At 69.3% G+C, this 16,596-nt stretch carries 19 protein-coding genes and 1 tRNA gene; 10 read left to right on the top strand and 10 right to left on the bottom strand.

All coding sequences use genetic code 11. The features are described from left to right. Positions 1 to 31: 31 nt before the first annotated feature. Complete coding sequence (gene aceE / locus BST28_RS13310; protein ID WP_065288784.1) at positions 32 to 2,821, bottom strand: pyruvate dehydrogenase (acetyl-transferring), homodimeric type; 2,790 nt, start codon at positions 2,819 to 2,821, stop codon at positions 32 to 34. A gap of 191 nt (positions 2,822 to 3,012) precedes the next feature. Between aceE and BST28_RS13305 the strand changes: the two genes are divergently transcribed. The 5 genes from BST28_RS13305 (at position 3,013) to BST28_RS23685 (ending at position 5,064) form a co-directional block, all read left to right on the top strand. Beyond that, on the top strand, positions 3,013 to 3,600 hold the full coding sequence (locus BST28_RS13305) for an Rv2240c family protein (RefSeq protein ID WP_413784791.1): 588 nt from the start codon (positions 3,013 to 3,015) through the stop codon (positions 3,598 to 3,600). Between the two features lie 107 nt (positions 3,601 to 3,707). Beyond that, positions 3,708 to 4,130: a DUF3052 domain-containing protein gene (locus tag BST28_RS13300; protein ID WP_043335654.1), complete on the top strand. Its 423-nt coding sequence runs from the start codon at positions 3,708 to 3,710 to the stop codon at positions 4,128 to 4,130. Beyond that, complete coding sequence (locus tag BST28_RS13295) at positions 4,130 to 4,591, top strand: peroxiredoxin (protein ID WP_019735893.1); 462 nt, start codon at positions 4,130 to 4,132, stop codon at positions 4,589 to 4,591. Before BST28_RS13300 ends, BST28_RS13295 begins: the two co-directional genes overlap by 1 nt. A 122-nt stretch (positions 4,592 to 4,713) precedes the next feature. Next, positions 4,714 to 4,788 (top strand) — tRNA-Val (locus BST28_RS13290). A gap of 51 nt (positions 4,789 to 4,839) precedes the next feature. After that, positions 4,840 to 5,064 (top strand): hypothetical protein, encoded by a 225-nt coding sequence (locus BST28_RS23685; protein ID WP_131813844.1) that lies wholly within the window; start codon positions 4,840 to 4,842, stop codon positions 5,062 to 5,064. 39 nt (positions 5,065 to 5,103) lie between these two features. Here BST28_RS23685 and BST28_RS13285 read toward each other — a convergent pair whose 3' ends face one another. The 5 genes from BST28_RS13285 to BST28_RS13265 form a co-directional block, all read right to left on the bottom strand. Beyond that, a complete protein-coding gene (locus BST28_RS13285) occupies positions 5,104 to 5,964 on the bottom strand; it encodes an LLM class F420-dependent oxidoreductase (RefSeq protein WP_029248959.1) in 861 nt (286 codons plus the stop codon). A 31-nt stretch (positions 5,965 to 5,995) separates the two neighbouring features. Further along, positions 5,996 to 6,805 (bottom strand): oxygenase MpaB family protein, encoded by an 810-nt coding sequence (locus tag BST28_RS13280; RefSeq protein ID WP_019735895.1) that lies wholly within the window; start codon positions 6,803 to 6,805, stop codon positions 5,996 to 5,998. A gap of 85 nt (positions 6,806 to 6,890) precedes the next feature. After that, positions 6,891 to 7,727, bottom strand: coding sequence for an SURF1 family cytochrome oxidase biogenesis protein (locus tag BST28_RS13275; RefSeq protein ID WP_205634622.1), 837 nt, complete (start codon positions 7,725 to 7,727; stop codon positions 6,891 to 6,893). Further along, positions 7,727 to 8,221, bottom strand: a complete 495-nt coding sequence (locus BST28_RS13270) for a low molecular weight protein-tyrosine-phosphatase (protein ID WP_065288764.1) — start codon at positions 8,219 to 8,221, stop codon at positions 7,727 to 7,729. Before BST28_RS13270 ends, BST28_RS13275 begins: the two co-directional genes overlap by 1 nt. After that, complete coding sequence (locus tag BST28_RS13265) at positions 8,214 to 8,885, bottom strand: HAD-IA family hydrolase (protein WP_083081340.1); 672 nt, start codon at positions 8,883 to 8,885, stop codon at positions 8,214 to 8,216. Before BST28_RS13265 ends, BST28_RS13270 begins: the two co-directional genes overlap by 8 nt. A gap of 61 nt (positions 8,886 to 8,946) precedes the next feature. Here BST28_RS13265 and BST28_RS13260 point away from each other — a divergent pair, with 61 nt between their 5' ends. Genes BST28_RS13260 through BST28_RS13250 form a run of 3 tightly spaced genes read left to right on the top strand, consistent with a single transcriptional unit; the run spans position 8,947 to position 11,940 of the window. After that, the gene (locus BST28_RS13260; RefSeq protein WP_083081338.1) at positions 8,947 to 10,080 is read left to right on the top strand and encodes a Nif3-like dinuclear metal center hexameric protein; all 1,134 of its coding nucleotides are present in this window, start codon (positions 8,947 to 8,949) and stop codon (positions 10,078 to 10,080) included. Further along, the gene (locus tag BST28_RS13255) at positions 10,077 to 10,811 is read left to right on the top strand and encodes a zinc ribbon domain-containing protein (protein WP_083081336.1); all 735 of its coding nucleotides are present in this window, start codon (positions 10,077 to 10,079) and stop codon (positions 10,809 to 10,811) included. Before BST28_RS13260 ends, BST28_RS13255 begins: the two co-directional genes overlap by 4 nt. A 10-nt stretch (positions 10,812 to 10,821) precedes the next feature. Next, the gene (locus BST28_RS13250; protein WP_019735901.1) at positions 10,822 to 11,940 is read left to right on the top strand and encodes a bifunctional RNase H/acid phosphatase; all 1,119 of its coding nucleotides are present in this window, start codon (positions 10,822 to 10,824) and stop codon (positions 11,938 to 11,940) included. Between the two features lie 6 nt (positions 11,941 to 11,946). On the opposite strand, the gene relB is transcribed toward BST28_RS13250, so the two are convergent. The 3 genes from relB to cysK are packed head-to-tail and all read right to left on the bottom strand — an operon-like array spanning position 11,947 to position 14,090. Continuing rightward, positions 11,947 to 12,522: a type II toxin-antitoxin system RelB family anti-toxin gene (gene relB, locus BST28_RS13245; RefSeq protein WP_083081334.1), complete on the bottom strand. Its 576-nt coding sequence runs from the start codon at positions 12,520 to 12,522 to the stop codon at positions 11,947 to 11,949. A gap of 40 nt (positions 12,523 to 12,562) precedes the next feature. Further along, the gene (gene epsC, locus BST28_RS13240) at positions 12,563 to 13,147 is read right to left on the bottom strand and encodes a serine O-acetyltransferase EpsC (protein ID WP_019735903.1); all 585 of its coding nucleotides are present in this window, start codon (positions 13,145 to 13,147) and stop codon (positions 12,563 to 12,565) included. Positions 13,148 to 13,154: 7 nt separating this feature from the next. Next, on the bottom strand, positions 13,155 to 14,090 hold the full coding sequence (gene cysK / locus BST28_RS13235) for a cysteine synthase A (RefSeq protein WP_019735904.1): 936 nt from the start codon (positions 14,088 to 14,090) through the stop codon (positions 13,155 to 13,157). Positions 14,091 to 14,268: 178 nt separating this feature from the next. On the opposite strand from cysK, the gene BST28_RS13230 reads away from it, so the two are divergent. Then, positions 14,269 to 15,225, top strand: a complete 957-nt coding sequence (locus BST28_RS13230; protein WP_019735905.1) for an NAD(P)/FAD-dependent oxidoreductase — start codon at positions 14,269 to 14,271, stop codon at positions 15,223 to 15,225. Then, on the top strand, positions 15,222 to 15,854 hold the full coding sequence (locus BST28_RS13225; protein ID WP_019735906.1) for a class I SAM-dependent methyltransferase: 633 nt from the start codon (positions 15,222 to 15,224) through the stop codon (positions 15,852 to 15,854). The genes BST28_RS13230 and BST28_RS13225 overlap by 4 nt, the downstream gene beginning before the upstream one ends. Positions 15,855 to 15,878: 24 nt before the next feature. Here BST28_RS13225 and BST28_RS13220 read toward each other — a convergent pair whose 3' ends face one another. Continuing rightward, on the bottom strand, positions 15,879 to 16,595 hold the full coding sequence (locus tag BST28_RS13220; protein WP_083081332.1) for a 2OG-Fe(II) oxygenase: 717 nt from the start codon (positions 16,593 to 16,595) through the stop codon (positions 15,879 to 15,881). Position 16,596 lies beyond the last annotated feature (1 nt).

Genomic DNA, 16,596 nt, shown 5'->3' with positions numbered 1-16,596 from the left:
ATTTCTGGCAACAACTGACAACCCGGCGTTGTCAGGCCACCCCCGAGTCCGACGTCTGCTCCGGAGCGGCCAGCACGTCATCGATCTCGTACCGGGTCGCGGCCGTCGCCGGTACCGATGCCTCGATCGCCCCGTCCCGCGCCAGGGCGGCCAGCACCGCGACCACCACCGACTCCGCATCGGTGTTGAAGTAGCGCCGCGCGGCCGGGCGGGTGTCGGAGAAGCCGAACCCGTCGGTGCCCAGGGTGACGAACGTGCCGGGCACCCAGGGCCGGATCTGCTCGGGCACCGCGCGCATCCAGTCCGACACCGCGACGACCGGGCCGTCGGCGTCGGCAAGCGCCTGAGCTACATAGGGCACCGCGGCCTCCCGGTCCGGGTGGCGCAGCCGCTCGCGTTCGACCGCCACACCGTCGCGGTTGAGCTCACCCCAGCTGGTCACCGACCAGACGTCGGCCGCCACGTCCCACTCGGCGGCCAGCAGCTCCGCGGCGCGTAGCGCCTCGGGCATCGCCACCCCCGAGGCAAGGATCTGCGCTGTGTGGGCCCTGGGCTCGGCGGCCTTCTGATAGCGGTAGATACCGCGCAGCAGGCCGGTCGGGTCGAAGCCGTCCGGCTCCGCCGGCTGCACATAGGGCTCGTTGTAGAGCGTGACGTAGAAGTACACGTTGTCCGGGTCCGGGCCGTACATCCGGTGCAGGCCGCTTTCGATGATGTGGGCGACCTCGTAGGCGAACGCGGGATCGTAGGACACCACCGCCGGGTTGGTGCTGGCCAGCAGCAGTGAGTGCCCGTCGGCGTGCTGCAGGCCCTCGCCGGTCAGCGTGGTGCGCCCCGCGGTGGCGCCCAGCACGAAACCGCGTGCCATCTGATCGGCGGCCGCCCACAGGCCGTCGCCGGTGCGCTGGAAGCCGAACATCGAATAGAAGATGTAGATCGGGATCATCGGCTCGTCGTGGGTGGCGTACGACGTCCCGACCGCGGTGAACGACGCCGTGGAGCCGGCCTCGTTGATGCCCTCGTGCAGGATCTGGCCGACTTCGCTTTCCTTGTAGGCCAGCATCAGATCGGCGTCGACGGAGGTGTAGAGCTGCCCGAGGCGGTTGTAGATCTTCAACGACGGGAACCACGAGTCCATCCCGAACGTGCGGGCCTCGTCGGGGATGATCGGGACGATCCGATCGCCAATTCCTTTGTCCCGCAACAGTTCTTTGAACACCCGCACGGTCGCCATGGTGGTGGCGACTTCTTGGTTGCCCGATCCCTTCTTGACCGCCGCATACGCGTCGGAGGCGGGCAGCGCCAGCGGCCGGGCCTGGGTGCGGCGCTGGGGAACGAAACCCCCGAGGCTGCGCCGGCGGTCCAGCAGGTAGCGGATCTCCGGTGCGTTTTCGCCGGGGTGGTAGTACGGCGGCAGGTACGGGTTCTCCTCGAGTTCGGCGTCGGAGATGGGGATTCGCATCTCGTCGCGGAAGTCCTTGAGGTCCTGCAGCCGGAACTTCTTCATCTGGTGGGTGGCGTTGCGGCCGGCGAAGTAGCTGCCCAGGCTGTATCCCTTGATGGTCTTGGCCAGGATGACGGTTGGCTGGCCCTTGTGCTCGATGGCCGCACGGTAGGCCGCATGGACTTTGCGGTAATCGTGCCCGCCGCGCTTGAGGTGCCAGATGTCCTGATCGGACAGATCCTCGACCAGGGCCTTGGTGCGCGGGTCGCGGCCGAAGAAATGCTCCCGCACGTACCCGCCGTCGTTGGCCTTGTAGGTCTGGTAGTCGCCGTCGGGGGTGACGTTCATCAGGTTGACCAGGGCACCGTCCCGGTCGGCGTGCAGCAGGGCGTCCCACTCACGGCCCCAGACCACCTTGATCACATTCCAGCCCGCCCCGCGGAAGAACGATTCGAGCTCCTGGATGATCTTGCCGTTGCCGCGCACCGGTCCGTCCAGGCGCTGCAGGTTGCAGTTGATCACGAAGGTCAGGTTGTCCAGACCCTCCAGTGCGCCGACGTGCAGCAGGCCGCGGCTCTCCGGCTCGTCCATCTCCCCGTCGCCCAAGAAGCACCACACGTGTTGGTCGGAGGTGTCTTTGATGCCGCGGTCATGCAGGTAGTGGTTGAACCGGGCTTGGTAGATGGCGTTCATCGGCCCCAGCCCCATCGACACCGTGGGGAACTCCCAGAAGTCGGGCATCAGCCGCGGGTGCGGGTAGGACGGCAGGCCGCCACCGGGGTGGCTGTGCTCCTGACGGAACCCGTCCAGCTGGTCGGTGCTCAGCCGGCCCTCCAGGAACGCCCGGGCGTAGATCCCGGGGGAGGCGTGGCCCTGGATGAACACCTGGTCCCCGCCGCCGGGGTGGCTCTTGCCGCGGAAGAAGTGGTTGAAGCCGACCTCATAGAGCGTCGACGACGACGCGTAGGTCGAGATGTGCCCGCCGACGCCGACGCCGGGGCGCTGCGCGCGGTGCACCATCACCGCGGCGTTCCAGCGGATCCACCGACGGTAGCGGCGCTCGGTGTCCTCGTCGCCGGGGAACCAGGGCTCCAGTTCGGTCGGGATGGTGTTCACGTAGTCGGTGGAGGTGAGCGCGGGGATCGCCACCCGCTGCTCGCCGGCGCGTTCCAGCAGCCGCAGCATCAGGTAGCGGGCGCGCGCCGGGCCGGACCGGGCCAGCAGTTCGTCGAAGGACTCCAGCCACTCGGAGGTCTCTTCGGGGTCGATGTCGGGAAGGTAAGACGCCACACCCTCGCGGATCACCCGAACTCGATCGGATTCGGTTGTGCCGCTTGGTTTATTGCCCAGATCCTGGTGCACGGTCTCGGTAGTCAACGCGTTACTCCTTGGTTTGGAGGTCAAGACGTGCCTCCCGGCTTGTGGCCAGGACGGCACCGGACCGATCGCTTCGTCGGCCTCGTCTTTTCTATCCTGCCCCACCGGACCCGGGACCGGCGGTGGGTGAGTGACGGGTGGGGGTGGGCTGATCTCGGCTTGCCGCCGACTACGCGGTAACGTTTGACGATGTGCTGACCGGATGGCGGACCGTGCCGCGTGCGCGGGCGCGGCGACACGCCCGGTTGGGTGCGCTGGTGGCCGGTGGAACCGCCGCGGTGGTGATGGGCGTCGTCGGCTGTACCAGCATCATCGGCGGGACCCCGGAGGCGGACACCTCGGCGGCGCCGGCGTACCGCTCCTCGGTGTCGGCGTCGGTGTCGGCCTCGGAGGCCACCTCGAGCATCCGCGAGACCCAGCGCCAGCAGTCGATGACGACCCAGGCGGTGCGCGGCGCGTGCGGGCGGTTCGCCTCGAGCAGCAGCGACGCGGTCGACACCGTGAACAAGTACGTCGAGGCGTTCAATAGCGGCGGCGACATTCCCGGAACCGCCGGGCCGGCGATCGAGGCGCTCAACCACAGCGCCGATGAGGTGACCGGCGCCATCAACGAGAAGCTGTCGACAGAGCTCAAGGACGCGTTCACCACGTATGCCGAAGCCGCGCGCGGTGTGGCGAACGCGATTTCCTCCAAGGCGCCGGTGGCGGTCTACAACTCCCGCAAAGACGAACTCAACCGGGCCAGGGAGAAGGGGATGCAGCTGTGCCGAGCCTTCTGAGGCCTTCGATCCCCACGGACCCGGTGATTCGCCCGCGACTGGCTTGCGGTGCTGTGCAACGATGATGCCCAACACACGGCGCGCTGATGGTTGAAGGAGGTCACACGGTGGTCGCGGCGGACAACGCCCCGAACTTCGCCCGCAAGCTGGGCATCCAGAGCAATCAGTTGGTCCAGGAGTTCGGCTGGGACGACGACGCCGACGACGACATCCGTGCCGACGTCGAAGAGGCCTGCGGCAGTGAACTGCTCGACGAAGACACCGATGAGGTGGTCGACGTGGTGCTGCTGTGGTGGCGCGACGGCGACGGAGACCTGGTGGACACCCTGATGGACGCCATCACCGCGCTGGCCGACGACGGCGTGATCTGGGTGCTGACGCCCAAGACAGGTAAGGCCGGCCATGTCCAGCCCGCGGAGATCGCGGAGTCGGCGCCGACCGCCGGCCTGATGCCTACTTCGTCGGTCAATCTCGGCGACTGGAGTGCCAGTCGACTGGTTCAACCCAAATCAAGGATGGGAAAGCGTTGATGTTGGAAGTCGGTACCGAAGCTCCTGATTTCACCCTCAAGGACCAGGACCAGCAGCTGGTCTCCCTGAGTGACTACCGGGGGGACAAGAACGTCCTGCTGGTGTTCTTCCCGCTGGCCTTCACCGGCATCTGCCAGGGCGAGCTGGACCAGCTGCGTGATCACCTGCCCAGCTATGTCAACGACGACAGCGTCGCGCTGGCCATCTCGGTGGGGCCGCCGCCCACCCACAAGGTATGGGCCGCTGAGAGCGGGTTCCTGTTCCCGGTGCTGTCCGACTTCTGGCCGCACGGCGCCGTCAGCGAATCGTTCGGGGTGTTCAACTCCGAGACCGGCTTCTCCAATCGCGGCACGTTCGTCATCGACAAGACCGGCATCATCCGGTTCGCCGAGATGAAGGCGCCCGGCGAGGCGCGCGACCAGAAACTGTGGGTCGACGCCCTGGCCGCCCTGAAGGGGTAGTTCCCCGGCGTTTTCCGCCGCGAGATTGCACTGACGCAGGCGTTTCACGGTTTTTTTCTGCATCAGCGCAATCTCGCGGTTTTGGGCGCCCGGCGTTCTGCCGGGTAACCTGCCCGAGGCAGGGGCGCGTAGCTCAGTGGTAGAGCTCTGGTTTTACACACCAGCGGTCGGCGGTTCGATACCGTCCGCGCCCACCATAAAGGCGAAACCGGGTTTGACATCGCCGCCGACGGTCAATGCACCCGGCCATGACCACCTACCCGAGTCCGGACGAGGACCCCACGCCGCCACCGCCGCCTGAAACCCCAGGCACGGCGCCGACCGGCAAATGGGGCGTACCGCCGACGACCAGTCCGCAGCTGACCCCGACAGGAGGACGCTCCAGGGCCACACCAGGGGGGCGGGCCACGCTGTGGGCGGGGTTGGCCGTGCTGATCGGGATCTTCGCCCTGCTGATCATCTTGTCGGCCTAGCCGATCCGACGGCCCCGGTTTTCTTGCGGGGACCGGTGTTCAACTCAGCGCGGCGGCCAGCCGGCGCCACTGCTCCCGCGGGAAGGCCCGCGGGTCTGCGTCGAGCAGTTGCACGCAGACATGGTCGGCCCCGGCCTCCCGGTGCTCGGTGATCCGTTTGATGACGGCCTCCGGGCTCCCCCAGGCGATGAGTGCGTCGAACAGCCGGTCGCTGACGTCGGCGATGTCGTCGGCGGTGAATCCCGAGCGCAGCAGGTTGTTGGCGTAGTTGGGCAGCGCCAGGTACGAGGCCAGCCAGGCGGTACCGATCTCGCGGGCCTCGTCGCGCCCGGAGCACAGGATCGCGGTCTGCTCGGGCGCCAGCAACGGGCCCGCGCCCAGCTGTTCGCGGGCGAACCGGGTGTGTTCGGGGGTGGTCAGATAGGGGTGCGCGCCGCGGCTGCGGGTAGCGGCCAGGTCGAGCATCTTCGGGCCCAGCGCCGCCAGCACCCGGGCGTCGGCCGCAACGGGTGTTTCCGCGGCGTCGAGGCCGTCGAGGAACGTTGTCATCGCCTGCAGCGGCTGCCGGTAGCGGCCGGGATCCCGGGAGTCGATCAGCGGGGCGTGGCTGACACCGATCCCCAGCAGGAACCGGTCGCCGTGGGCCGCGGTCAGCGATGCGTATGACGCGGCCACGTCGGCCGGAGTGTGCATCCACAGATTCAAGATGCCGGTGGCGATCACCGCTTGCCGGGTTGCGGCCAGCAGATTGCCGACCGCGTCGAACACCCGGCCGCCGACATCGGGGATCCACAGGGTGCCGAAGCCCAACTCCTCCAGCTCGGCGGCCGCCTCGGCGGCCTCGCCCTGATCGCCGTAGCGCAGCGGCGCGCTCCAGATCCCCACACCCGAGATGTTCACCATCAGCCCAGGATGGCACGGCGCCGACGCGCTAGACGAGGCGCATCCCGGTACGTGCCCGAAAACGCATGTCCCACAGATATGCCCGATAACCCAGCACCCAGGCCTGGTGGGGGATGAGCCGGTCGGCCAAGCGCAACGCCGACAGCAGCCATTCGAACCGGCGCTGCTGGGCCGCCGACCAGTCCAGCTGCATCATCTCGCGGAACTGTGCGGGCAAGAACCCCGTCGTCGCGAACAGGTTCAGCGGGCCGGCCAGCCGTAGCGGCCAGGGCAAAAACACCATCGCCGCCACCCCGCGCAGATGTTCACGCACCGGAGGATCGATGCGCAGCTCGTGCAGCGCCTGCTTCCAATACTTTTCGAACGCCTCGCGGTCGGCCGGCCACATCTCATCGGGCACCTGCAACGTGGTGCCCAGCTTCTTGGCGTCGGCGTAGATCGCGTCGGCGGCCGCGTCGTCGAGCGGGCCGTGCAGAAACTCGTGCTGGTCGACGAAGTAGCGGTACAGGCAGGCCGCGACCCATAGTTGCAGCTTGGGGTCGAACGCGTTGTAACGCACCGGGCTTTCGGGCGTGGAACGAACCTGCCGGTGTGCGGTGTCCACGGCGGCGCGGTAGAGCTCGCGGTCGTCGTCGGTGCCGATGGCGGCCACCGCCAGGTAGGTGCCGGTGGTGCGGGCCCGCTTGAACGGATGCTTGTAGACGTTGCCGCTGTCCACCCGGCTTTCCTGTACCCCGTAACCGACCCCGGGCAGCGATAGTTGCATGATCACGTTGGCGGCCGGCAACAGCATCGCGGCGGGATTCAGCAGGTCGACGATCCTGGTGGTCTTTCTCATCGGCGCTGCTCCATGGGTGCGAGTATGCCCGAATACCGGGGCGGATATGCCGCACTCGAGGCGGTTTGTCGAGGCGCCGCGGTGCTCAGCGGCGCCGGCCGTACCGGTCGGCGAGCTTTTGCTCGACGGTCATCGGCGGCGCCGGCTCATCGGGATCGGCGTCGGCGCCGGCGTCGGATTTCTCCGCGCGCCGCGCCCGCATTTCGGCGTAGGCGAAGTAGCCCAACCCGATCGGGGCGAGGATGCCGAACGCGATCCACTGGATCCCGTAGGACAAGAACGGTCCGGCATCCCGGCGCGGCAGCGCGATCAGTCCCAGCCCGCCCGGCTGGTCCTCGACCAGCTGCAGGTAGGAGCCGGTCAGCGGAACTTTGGTCAACGCCGCGACCTGTTCGGTGTTGATCGAGTAAACCTGGCGGAAACCGTTCTCGCTGAACGGATTCTTGCCCGGAACGGCTTCCTGCGAATCCCGCAGCCGCGCCGTGATGGTGACCTGCCCGTCCGGTGGCGGCGCAATCTGCGGCATCCGCGAGCCGCCGTCGTCGGTGCGCACATAGCCGCGATTGACCAGCACCGTCGGCCCGCCGCGGACCGCGAACGGCGTCAGGACCTCGACGGCAGGCGCACCGTCGACCAACCGCAACCGGACCAGCACCTGCGCCTCGGCGAGGTAGTGTCCGGTGGCGGTCACCGGCCGCCATTGCTCATCCGGTGCCGACGAATCCTGGTGCGGCAGCACTGTTGTCAGCGGAACGGGTTGCGCGGTCAACGCCCGTTCGAGTTGGCTGTTGGCGCGGGACGTGGTGGTGTTCTTGCCCAACTGCCACGGCGCCAGCACGGTGAAGCACAGATAGGCGAAGGCCAACACCACCACCGCCAGGGCCAGCCAGCTCGGGCGCAGCAGGAAGGCCAGCCGCCGCATCAGCCGCCCCCGCCGGACGCCAATTGTGCGTCGACCCAGTCGTGCAGGCCCGGAAGCGCGGCCGCGATGACGCTGAACGCCCGCACGAAATCGTCGTGGCCGCCGTAGTAGGGATCGTCGACGTCGGGAACGGCCGCACCCGAACGCGGATCGAAGGACCGCAGCATCCGGATCCGATCGGCCGGTACACCGAGCTCGCGAAGCCAGCCGACGTGGTTGCGCCCCAGCGCCACCACCAGATCGGCGGCCAGATGATCGTCGCCGACCTGCGCGGCGCAGTGTTCCACCGGATAGCCGTTGTCGCGCAGCACCCGGCTGGTGCGCTCGTCGGCGCCCTTGCCGATATGCCAGTGCGCGGTCCCGGCGCTGGTGACCCGCACCAGCTCACCCAGACCGCGCTGGGCGAGCTGGTGGGCGAACATCTTCTCGGCCATCGGGGAGCGGCAGATGTTGCCGGTGCAGACGAACGTGACGTGCAGTGCCGGGTCAGACACCGAGCACCTCCCGCAGTTCGTCCATGGTCTGCACGCGGGCTAAAAGACCGTCGTCGGCTGCTGCGCCGGTCGGGTAGTCGGACTGCCCGTAACCCCAGCCGACCAGCACGGTGTCGATCCCGTGCGCCGCCGCGCCGTCCACGTCGTGACGCCGGTCGCCGACCATCAGCACCCGGGCCGGCAGCGGCGCCAGTTGCTCGAGCGCATGGGCCAGCACCGCGGACTTCGCCGACCGGGTGCCGTCGACGCTGGCGCCGGCGACCACCTCGAAAAACCCGTCGAGTGAGAAGTGGGCCAGGATCTTGCGCGCGGTCGGCTCGACTTTGGAGGTGGCCACGGCCAACCGGACCCCGGCGGCCCGCAGGTCGGCCAGCAGCGCGGTGACGCCGTCGAACATGGTGTTCATCAGCCAGCCGCGGCTGGTGTAGTCGGCGCGGTAGGCGGCGATCGCCGCGTCGGTCAGCTCGCCGAGGCCCATTCCGGCCAGGGTGTGATGTATCGGGGGCCCGACGAGCCGCTGGGCCAGGTCACCGTCGGGCACCGGTGCGCCGATGTGCTCCAGCGCGTGGCGGAAGCTGGCGACGATCCCGGCGGCGGAGTCGGTCAAGGTGCCGTCCAGGTCGAAGATCACCAGCTCGGCGCTGACAGTGGTCGTGCGGGTCACGGCCCCATTGTCCCCGATGTGCGCGGCGGGCCTGCCGGGTGGCGCACTACTGTCTTGGAGTGTGACTGTGCGGCTGGCTGATGTCATCGACGTGCTCGATGCCGCCTACCCGCCGGAACTGGCCCAGTCCTGGGATTCGGTGGGGCTGGTCTGTGGTGACCCCGACGACGCGGTGGGTTCGGTGACGATCGCGGTCGACGCCACCGCGGCGGTCGTCGACGAGGTTCCCGAAGGCGGCCTGCTGCTGGCCCATCATCCGCTGCTGTTGCGCGGGGTGGATACCGTGGCGGCGAGCACGCCCAAGGGGTCTCTGATACACCGGCTGATCCGTTCCGGGCGTGCCCTGTTCACCGCGCACACCAACGCCGACTCGGCCGCCCCCGGGGTGTCGGATGCGCTGGCTGAGGCGCTGGGGCTGACCGTGGAGGCCGTGCTGGAACCGGCGACCCGGGCTCCCGACACCGACAAGTGGGTGATCTACACGCCGGTCGAACACGCCGATGCGGTGCGGGCCGCGGTGTTCGCCGCCGGGGCCGGGCACATCGGCGACTATGCGCAGTGCAGCTGGAGCGTGACCGGCACCGGCCAGTTCCTGCCCGGTGACGGCGCGGCGCCGACGATCGGCCGGGTGGGCGCGGTGGAGCGCGTCACCGAGGACCGCGTCGAGGTGGTGGCTCCGGCATCCGCCCGCGCCCGGGTCCGGGCGGCGCTGCTGGCCGCGCACCCCTACGAGGAGCCGGCGTTCGACGTCTTCGCGTTGCAGCCGCTGCCCGCCGGTGTCGGAATCGGCCGGATCGGCACCTTGGCAGCGCCGGAGCCGCTGAGCGCTTTCGTCGCCCGGGTGGCCGCCGGACTGCCGGCCACCTCGTGGGGGGTGCGCGCGGCGGGGGACCCCGATCTGCCGGTGTCGCGGGTGGCGGTCTGCGGCGGCGCCGGGGACTCCCTGCTGGATGCGGCGGCCAGGGCCGACGCCCAGGCCTACGTCACCGCCGATCTGCGTCACCATCCGGCCGACGAGCACTCCCGCCGCTCGGCGGTGGCGCTGGTCGACGTGGCGCACTGGGCCAGCGAATACCCGTGGTGCGCGCAGGCCGCCGACGTCTTACGTTCGCACTTCGGTGCGGCCCTGCCGGTGCGCGTCAGCGCGCTGCGCACCGACCCCTGGAACCTCGCGCTCGAAGGAGATCGGCGATGAAGGCTGAAGTGGCACAACAACGTTCGCTTCTGGAATTGTCGGAGCTCGATGCGGAGCTGGCGCGGATCGCGCATCGGGCCGGGCATCTTCCCGAGCAGCAAGACCTCGAGCGCATCCAGGCCGACCACACCGCCGCCTCCGACCGGCTGGCCGCGCTGGAGCTGGCGTTGGAGGACCTGGACGCCCAGGCGGCCCGCTTCGAGTCGGAGATCGATGCGGTGCGCCAGCGCGAGGATCGCGACCGCACCCTGCTGGACTCGGGGCAGACCAACGCCAAGCAGGTCGTCGACCTGCAGCACGAGCTGGAGACATTGCAGCGGCGGCAGGCCAGCCTGGAGGACTCGCTGCTGGAGCTGCTGGAGCAGCGTGAGCAACTGCAGACCCAGGCGACCGCCGAGTCGGCCGTGATCGACGGGCTGGCGGCCGACTTGGCCCGGGTCCAGCAGAGTTTGGACACCACATCGGCCGAGATCGAGACCACCCGTGCGCAGCGCGCGGCCAGCCGTGCCGAGCTGGCCGCGGCGATCGACGGCGAGCTGCTGGCGCTCTACGAACGTCAGCGGGCCTCCGCCGGGGTCGGTGCGGGACCGCTACGGGGCGGCCAGTGCGGGGCCTGCCGGATCGAGATCGACCGCGGGGAGCTGGCGCGGATCTCGGCCGCTCCACCGGAGGAGGTGCTGCGCTGCCCGGAATGCAGTGCGATCCTGTTGCGGGTCAAGGACTTCGGGTAGTCCACCGCCGATGAAGGTCATTATCGAAGCCGACGGCGGGTCCCGCGGCAATCCGGGGCCGGCCGGCTACGGAACGGTGGTGTGGTCCGCGGATCGCGCCGAGGTGCTGGCCGAAGCCATGGAGTCGATCGGTGTGGCCACCAACAACGTGGCCGAATACCGCGGCCTGGTAGCCGGTTTGACCGAGGCGGCCCGGCTGGGCGCCGCGGAGGTCGCGGTCTTCATGGATTCGAAGCTGGTCGTCGAGCAGATGGCCGGCCGGTGGAAGGTCAAGCATCCCGACCTGATTCCCCTGCACCGGCAGGCCCGCGAGTTGGCGTCGAAGTTCGACCACGTCCGCTACAGCTGGATTCCGCGGGAGAAGAACTCTTATGCCGATCGCCTGGCGAATCAGGCGATGGACGCCGCGGCCGCTCCGGCCGTTCAGGAACTGGCTTCGGGTGAATCCGATGAATCGGAGGGTGAAAGGCCCGGAAAGCCTGCGGCGCCGACGGCACCCGGCTGGACGGGAGCAACCGGAACGCCCACGCGACTGTTGCTGTTGCGGCACGGGCAGACCGAACTGTCGGTGCACCGGCGCTACTCCGGCCGGGGCAACCCGCCGCTGACCGACATGGGCCGCGCGCAAGCCGACGCGGCGGCCCGCTACATCGCCCAGCGCGGCGGCATCGGCGCGGTCATCAGTTCGCCGCTGCAGCGCTGCTTTGACACGGCCACCGCCGCGGCGAAGCTGCTGCGCCTGGACGTGACGGTCGATGAGGACCTGACCGAGACCGACTTCGGGGCCTGGGAGGGGCTGACATTCGCCGAGGCGGCCGCCCGAGACCCGGAGCTGCACCGGCGCTGGCTCAAGGACACCTCCACCCAGCCCCCGGAGGGGGAGAGTTTCGACGCGGTGCAGCGGCGGGTGTTGCGGGCACGCGACCGGATCATCGCCGAACACAGCGGCACCACCGTGTTGGTGGTGTCGCACGTGACACCGATCAAGACCGTGCTGCGCCTGGCGCTGGACGCCGGCCCGGCGATCCTCTACCGGCTGCACCTGGATCTGGCGTCGTTGAGCATCGCCGAGTTCTTCGGTGACGGGCCGGCCTCAGTGCGGCTGGTGAACCAGACCTCCTACCTGTAGGCGGCCTCAATCGTGCAGGTGCACCCGTTCGCCGTGGGTGCCGAAGATCACGATCGCCTCGGCCGGGCCGTCGACCGCGCCGAACCAGTGCGGGGTCCAGGTGGAGAACTCGACGGCCTCGCCCGGGCCGATCAGGAAATCATCCTCGCCGAGCACCAGCCGGAGGCGGCCGGACAGCAGGTACATCCACTCGTGGCCCTCGTGCACCGGTAACTCGGCCGGGCGGCGGCGCCGCACGCTGACCCGGATCTTGAAGGCGTGCAGACCGCCCGCCGGCCCGTGCCGGGTCAGCGGCCAGTAGGTGATGCCGTGGCGGGTATGCGAGCTGCCCCGTACCCGCGGGTCCGGGTGTTCGGGGGCGCGGAGCAACTCGTCGGTGCTGACCGACAAGGCCTCGGCCAGCCGGGGCAGGTGATCCAGGGCCAAGCGCCGCTTGCCGGACTCCAGCCGGCTCAGCGTGGAAACGTCGATACCGGCGCGGGTGGCCACGTCCTCCAACGTCAGGCCCTGTTGCGTGCGCAGCTCACGCAGCCGTCGCCGCACCCGCAGATCAACGCTGCTTTCCCCGACGTTTGCCTGCATGGCAACTAACCTTGCCAGGTGCTGGCGGGACCGCGCAACGTCAGATGTACATGGCGGGATCGATGTAGGACGTCGGGTCGACGCCCGGCTCACGCTGGTTCGCGGTGCGGGCGCGCACCACCGCCGGGATTCCGGTGGCGATCGAATTCGCCGGCACGTCACGGGTGATGACGGCGTTGGCGCCGATAGCCGAATCGTCGCCGATGCGTAACGGCCCGAGCACTTTTGCGCCCGCGCCGATGGTCACCCGGTCGCCGACCGTCGGATGGCGCTTGCCCCGGTTCAGTGAGCGGCCGCCCAGCGTCACGCCGTGGTAGAGCATCACATCATCGCCGATCTCGGTGGTCTCACCGATCACGACACCGAATCCGTGGTCGATGAAGAACCGCCGGCCGATGGTCGCACCCGGATGGATCTCGATCCCGGTGACCAGGCGGGTGAACTGCGAGAGCACTCGGGCGAGACCGCGCAGAGCCGGCCGGCGCCAAAGCCGGTGTGCCACCCGGTGCGACCAGATGGCATGCAGACCCGAATAGACCAGCGCGTTCTCGAGGTCCCCACGCGCGGCAGGGTCGTGCGCCCGTGCGTTGCGCAGGTCCTCGCGTACCGCCGATAGCAGGCTCATGGCGTGGTCATTCCCGGATGTGCTCGAACAGCGGTGTCGAGATGTAGCGTTCGCCGAAGTCCGGGATGATCACCACGATGAGCTTCCCGGCGTTCTCCGGGCGCTTGCCCAGTTCCAGTGCGGCCCAGACGTTCGCACCCGCCGAGATTCCGCCGAGGATGCCCTCGTCGGTGCCGAGCGCGCGGGCGACGCGGATGGCGTCCTCAAAGCCGACGTCGATGATCTCGTCGTAGACGTCCCGGTCGAGCACCTCGGGCACGAAATTCGGCCCCAGACCCTGGAGTTTGTGGGGTCCCGGGTCGCCGCCGTTGAGAATCGCGGAGTCTTTCGGCTCCACGCCGACGATGCTGACCTCGGGCTTGCGTGCCTTGAGGGCGTGGCCCACCCCGGTCAGGGTTCCCCCCGTGCCGATGCCGGCGACGAAGATGTCGACGGCGCCCCCGGTATCCGACCAGATCTCCTCGGCCGTCGTCGCCGAGTGGATCTGCGGGTTGGCCGGGTTGGCGAACTGATCGGCGGCGACGGCGTTGTCGGTGTCGGCGATGATCTGCTTCGCCTTGGCCACCGCGCCGGACATGCCCTCGGCGCCGGGGGTCAACACGATCTCGGCGCCGAAGGCGCGAAGCATCACCCGGCGTTCGGTGGACATCGTGTCCGGCATGGTGAGGATCACCTTGTAGCCGCGCGCCGCGCCGACCATCGCCAGCGCGATGCCGGTATTGCCACTGGTCGCCTCGACGATCGTTCCGCCAGGCCGCAATTCACCGGATCGCTCGGCGGCGTCGATGATCGCAACCCCTATTCGATCCTTGACACTGTGTGCCGGGTTATAGAACTCCAGCTTGGCCGCCACCTCCGCGCCGAGGCCGTCGGTCAGCCGGTTGAGGCGGACGAGCGGCGTATGCCCGACCAGTTCGGTGACGTTGTCGTAGATCCTGCCCATAGGCGACCTTATCTCTCGCTGCTCGTCCGGTGCCGTGCGGCCACACCGGATACACCCGTTAACCGATGCTAGGAGTCGGCCTCGATGCGGCGGCGGACGGCCCGCAAGAACACCCCGTATTTGCCTGTATAGCAAATTAACTTGCTACCGGTGCAGGGGCCGCGGCACCCTCGGCGTCATGGATGAAATCTGGGATTGTCTGGTGGTGGGCGGCGGTGCGGCCGGGCTCAGCGCCGGCCTGATGCTGGGCCGGGCCCGGCGCAAGACGCTGCTGATCGACGCGGGGGAGCAGAGCAACCTGGCCGCAGCCGGAATCGGCGGCCTGTTGGGCCACGACGGCCGCCCGCCGGCCGAACTGTATGCGCTCGGCCGCAGCGAACTCGCCTCCTACGGGGTGCAGATCCGCTCGGGCGCGGTGACCGACGTCACCGGGGTGGACGGGGCCTTTGCGGTGCGCCTGGCCGACGGCGCCACCGAGCGGACCCGCCGGGTGCTGCTGGCCACCGGGATGGCCTACCTGCCGCCGGAGCTGCCCGGCGTGGACGAGCTGTGGGGCCGTTCGGTCTTCCACTGCCCGTTCTGCCACGGCTGGGAGATCGCCGATCAACCGCTGGCGGTGCTGGCCCGCGGTGAGCGCGCGGTACACCTGGCGCTGTTGTCGCGGTGCTGGACCGACGACATCGTGGTGCTCGGCGACGGTTCCGCCGACCTCGACGACGCCGGGCGCGCCCGGCTGGCCGCTGCCGGCATCGAGGTCGACGAGCGGACGCTAGCGGCGCTCGATTCCGACGACGGCGAGCTGTCGGCGGTGGTGTTCGCCGACGGCAGCCGGCTTGCGCGCCGCGGCATGCTGGTCGCGACGGGCATGCGGCAGCGCGATCGGCTCGCCGCACGACTCGGCGTGGACATCACCGGCCTCGGGCCCGGCGCCGAAGACCCGGTCGGGGTGGACCCACTGTGCCGCACCTCGATTTCCGGGGTGTTCGCCGCCGGGGATCTGACCGGGGAGATGCCGCAGGTCGCCGCCGCGATCGCGGCGGGCTCTCGGGCCGCCGCGGCGGTGGTGCAGAGCCTGGCGGCCGACGACTACGGGCTGCCGCTGCCCGGGCTGGCGACCGCGGGGGGCCGGCGATGACCGAGTCGGTGCAGGATGCCCGGGAGTTCTGGGAACAGTTCTACGGCGGGGACGAGCGGGTATGGAGCGGCCGGGTCAACGCCCAGCTTGCCGAGGTCACCGCCGATCTGGCGCCGGGCCGGGCGCTGGACCTGGGCTGCGGTGAGGGCGCCGACGCCATCTGGCTGGCCGAGGACGGCTGGGAGGTGCTCGCCGTCGACGTCTCGGCCAATGCGTTGGATCGGGCCCGGGCCGCCGCCGCCCAACGGGATGTGTTGTTCCGCATCCGCTTCGAGCGCCACGATCTGTCCACCAGCTTCCCCGACGGCCGGTTCGATCTGGTGTCGGCTCAGTTTCTGCACTCCCCGGCACGGCTGGACCGCGAGACGGTGCTGCGTCGCGCCGCAGCCGCCGTGGCGGTGGGCGGGCGGCTGCTGATCGTCGACCACGGGGCGCCGCCGCCGGGCGCCGAAGAGCACGCCCGCGACCATCATTTCGCCGGTGTCGACGAAGTCTTGGCGTCGTTGAACCTCGAGCCCGGAAACTGGGAGCGGATCCGCGCCGAACAATCACGTCGCCAGGACACCGGACGCGACGGACAGCCGGCGACGTGGATCGACAATGTGATCCTGCTGCGCCGAACCGGGTAAGCGGCGTCTTTCACGCGGCGTCTTTCAAGCGGCGTCGTGAAAGATCAGTCCCAGCGTGTAACGCTCACCGGAGCGGATGGCCGAGACGCCGTGGCGCACCGGAGCCGTCGACCATCCCCGGGTGGAGCGCACCGGCCGGTCCCGGGTGGTGAACACATAGCCGTGGCCGTGCGGCAACTGGATCGCGGTGCCGCGGGATTGGGCTCGCGGCCGCTGTTCGACGAGCAGGAACTCGCCGCCGGTGTAGTCGGTGTCCGGATCGCTGAGGTTGATGACGACCTGCAGCGGAAATACCAAGTCGCCGTAGAGGTCCCGATGCAGTGCGTTCCAGTCGCCCGGGCCGTAACGCAGCATCAGCGCGGTGGTCTTGGTCTGTCCGGCCCGGTGGCAGCGGTCTAGCCATTCGTCGAAGCCGTCCGGCCAGGGGGCCTCCCGGCCCAGCCGGGCCGCCCAGTCGCGGGCGATCGGCAGCAGGTGCGGATACAGCGCCCGCTTGAGGTGATCGACCGGGTCCGGTGCCGGTGCCGTGAAGTACCGGTATTGCCCGGAGCCGTAACGATGACGCTGCATGTCGACGGTGGCGCGAAAACGGGCGTCGTCGGGGTAGACCCGCCGCAACCGCGCGGCCTCCGACACCGTCAGCAGCCGCGGCAACAACGCGCCGCCGCACTCGTCGAGATCGGCGGCGATCCTGTCCCAGTCGCCGGCGTCCACCCGCTTCTGCCACGGTGTCGTCGTCATC

It is taken from the genome of Mycolicibacter kumamotonensis (assembly GCF_002086285.1).
In the GTDB taxonomy this organism is placed as follows: Bacteria; Actinomycetota; Actinomycetes; order Mycobacteriales; family Mycobacteriaceae; genus Mycobacterium; species Mycobacterium kumamotonense.
Note: the sequence above shows the minus strand (reverse complement) of the source record. Positions and strands in the feature narration are given on the sequence as shown.

Bases quoted from the DNA above. Each gene is read 5' to 3' on its own strand.
- BST28_RS13220 (WP_083081332.1), bottom strand. From the start codon at position 16,595: ATGACGACGACACCGTGGCAGAAGCGGGTGGACGCCGGCGACTGGGAC.
- BST28_RS13255 (WP_083081336.1), top strand. From the start codon at position 10,077: ATGAAGGCTGAAGTGGCACAACAACGTTCGCTTCTGGAATTGTCGGAG.
- BST28_RS13295 (WP_019735893.1), top strand. From the start codon at position 4,130: ATGTTGGAAGTCGGTACCGAAGCTCCTGATTTCACCCTCAAGGACCAG.
- BST28_RS23685 (WP_131813844.1), top strand. From the start codon at position 4,840: ATGACCACCTACCCGAGTCCGGACGAGGACCCCACGCCGCCACCGCCG.
- BST28_RS13230 (WP_019735905.1), top strand. From the start codon at position 14,269: ATGGATGAAATCTGGGATTGTCTGGTGGTGGGCGGCGGTGCGGCCGGG.
- BST28_RS13280 (WP_019735895.1), bottom strand. From the start codon at position 6,805: ATGAGAAAGACCACCAGGATCGTCGACCTGCTGAATCCCGCCGCGATG.
- relB (WP_083081334.1), bottom strand. From the start codon at position 12,522: ATGCAGGCAAACGTCGGGGAAAGCAGCGTTGATCTGCGGGTGCGGCGA.
- BST28_RS13225 (WP_019735906.1), top strand. From the start codon at position 15,222: ATGACCGAGTCGGTGCAGGATGCCCGGGAGTTCTGGGAACAGTTCTAC.
- cysK (WP_019735904.1), bottom strand. From the start codon at position 14,090: ATGGGCAGGATCTACGACAACGTCACCGAACTGGTCGGGCATACGCCG.
- epsC (WP_019735903.1), bottom strand. From the start codon at position 13,147: ATGAGCCTGCTATCGGCGGTACGCGAGGACCTGCGCAACGCACGGGCG.
- BST28_RS13275 (WP_205634622.1), bottom strand. From the start codon at position 7,727: ATGCGGCGGCTGGCCTTCCTGCTGCGCCCGAGCTGGCTGGCCCTGGCG.
- BST28_RS13250 (WP_019735901.1), top strand. From the start codon at position 10,822: ATGAAGGTCATTATCGAAGCCGACGGCGGGTCCCGCGGCAATCCGGGG.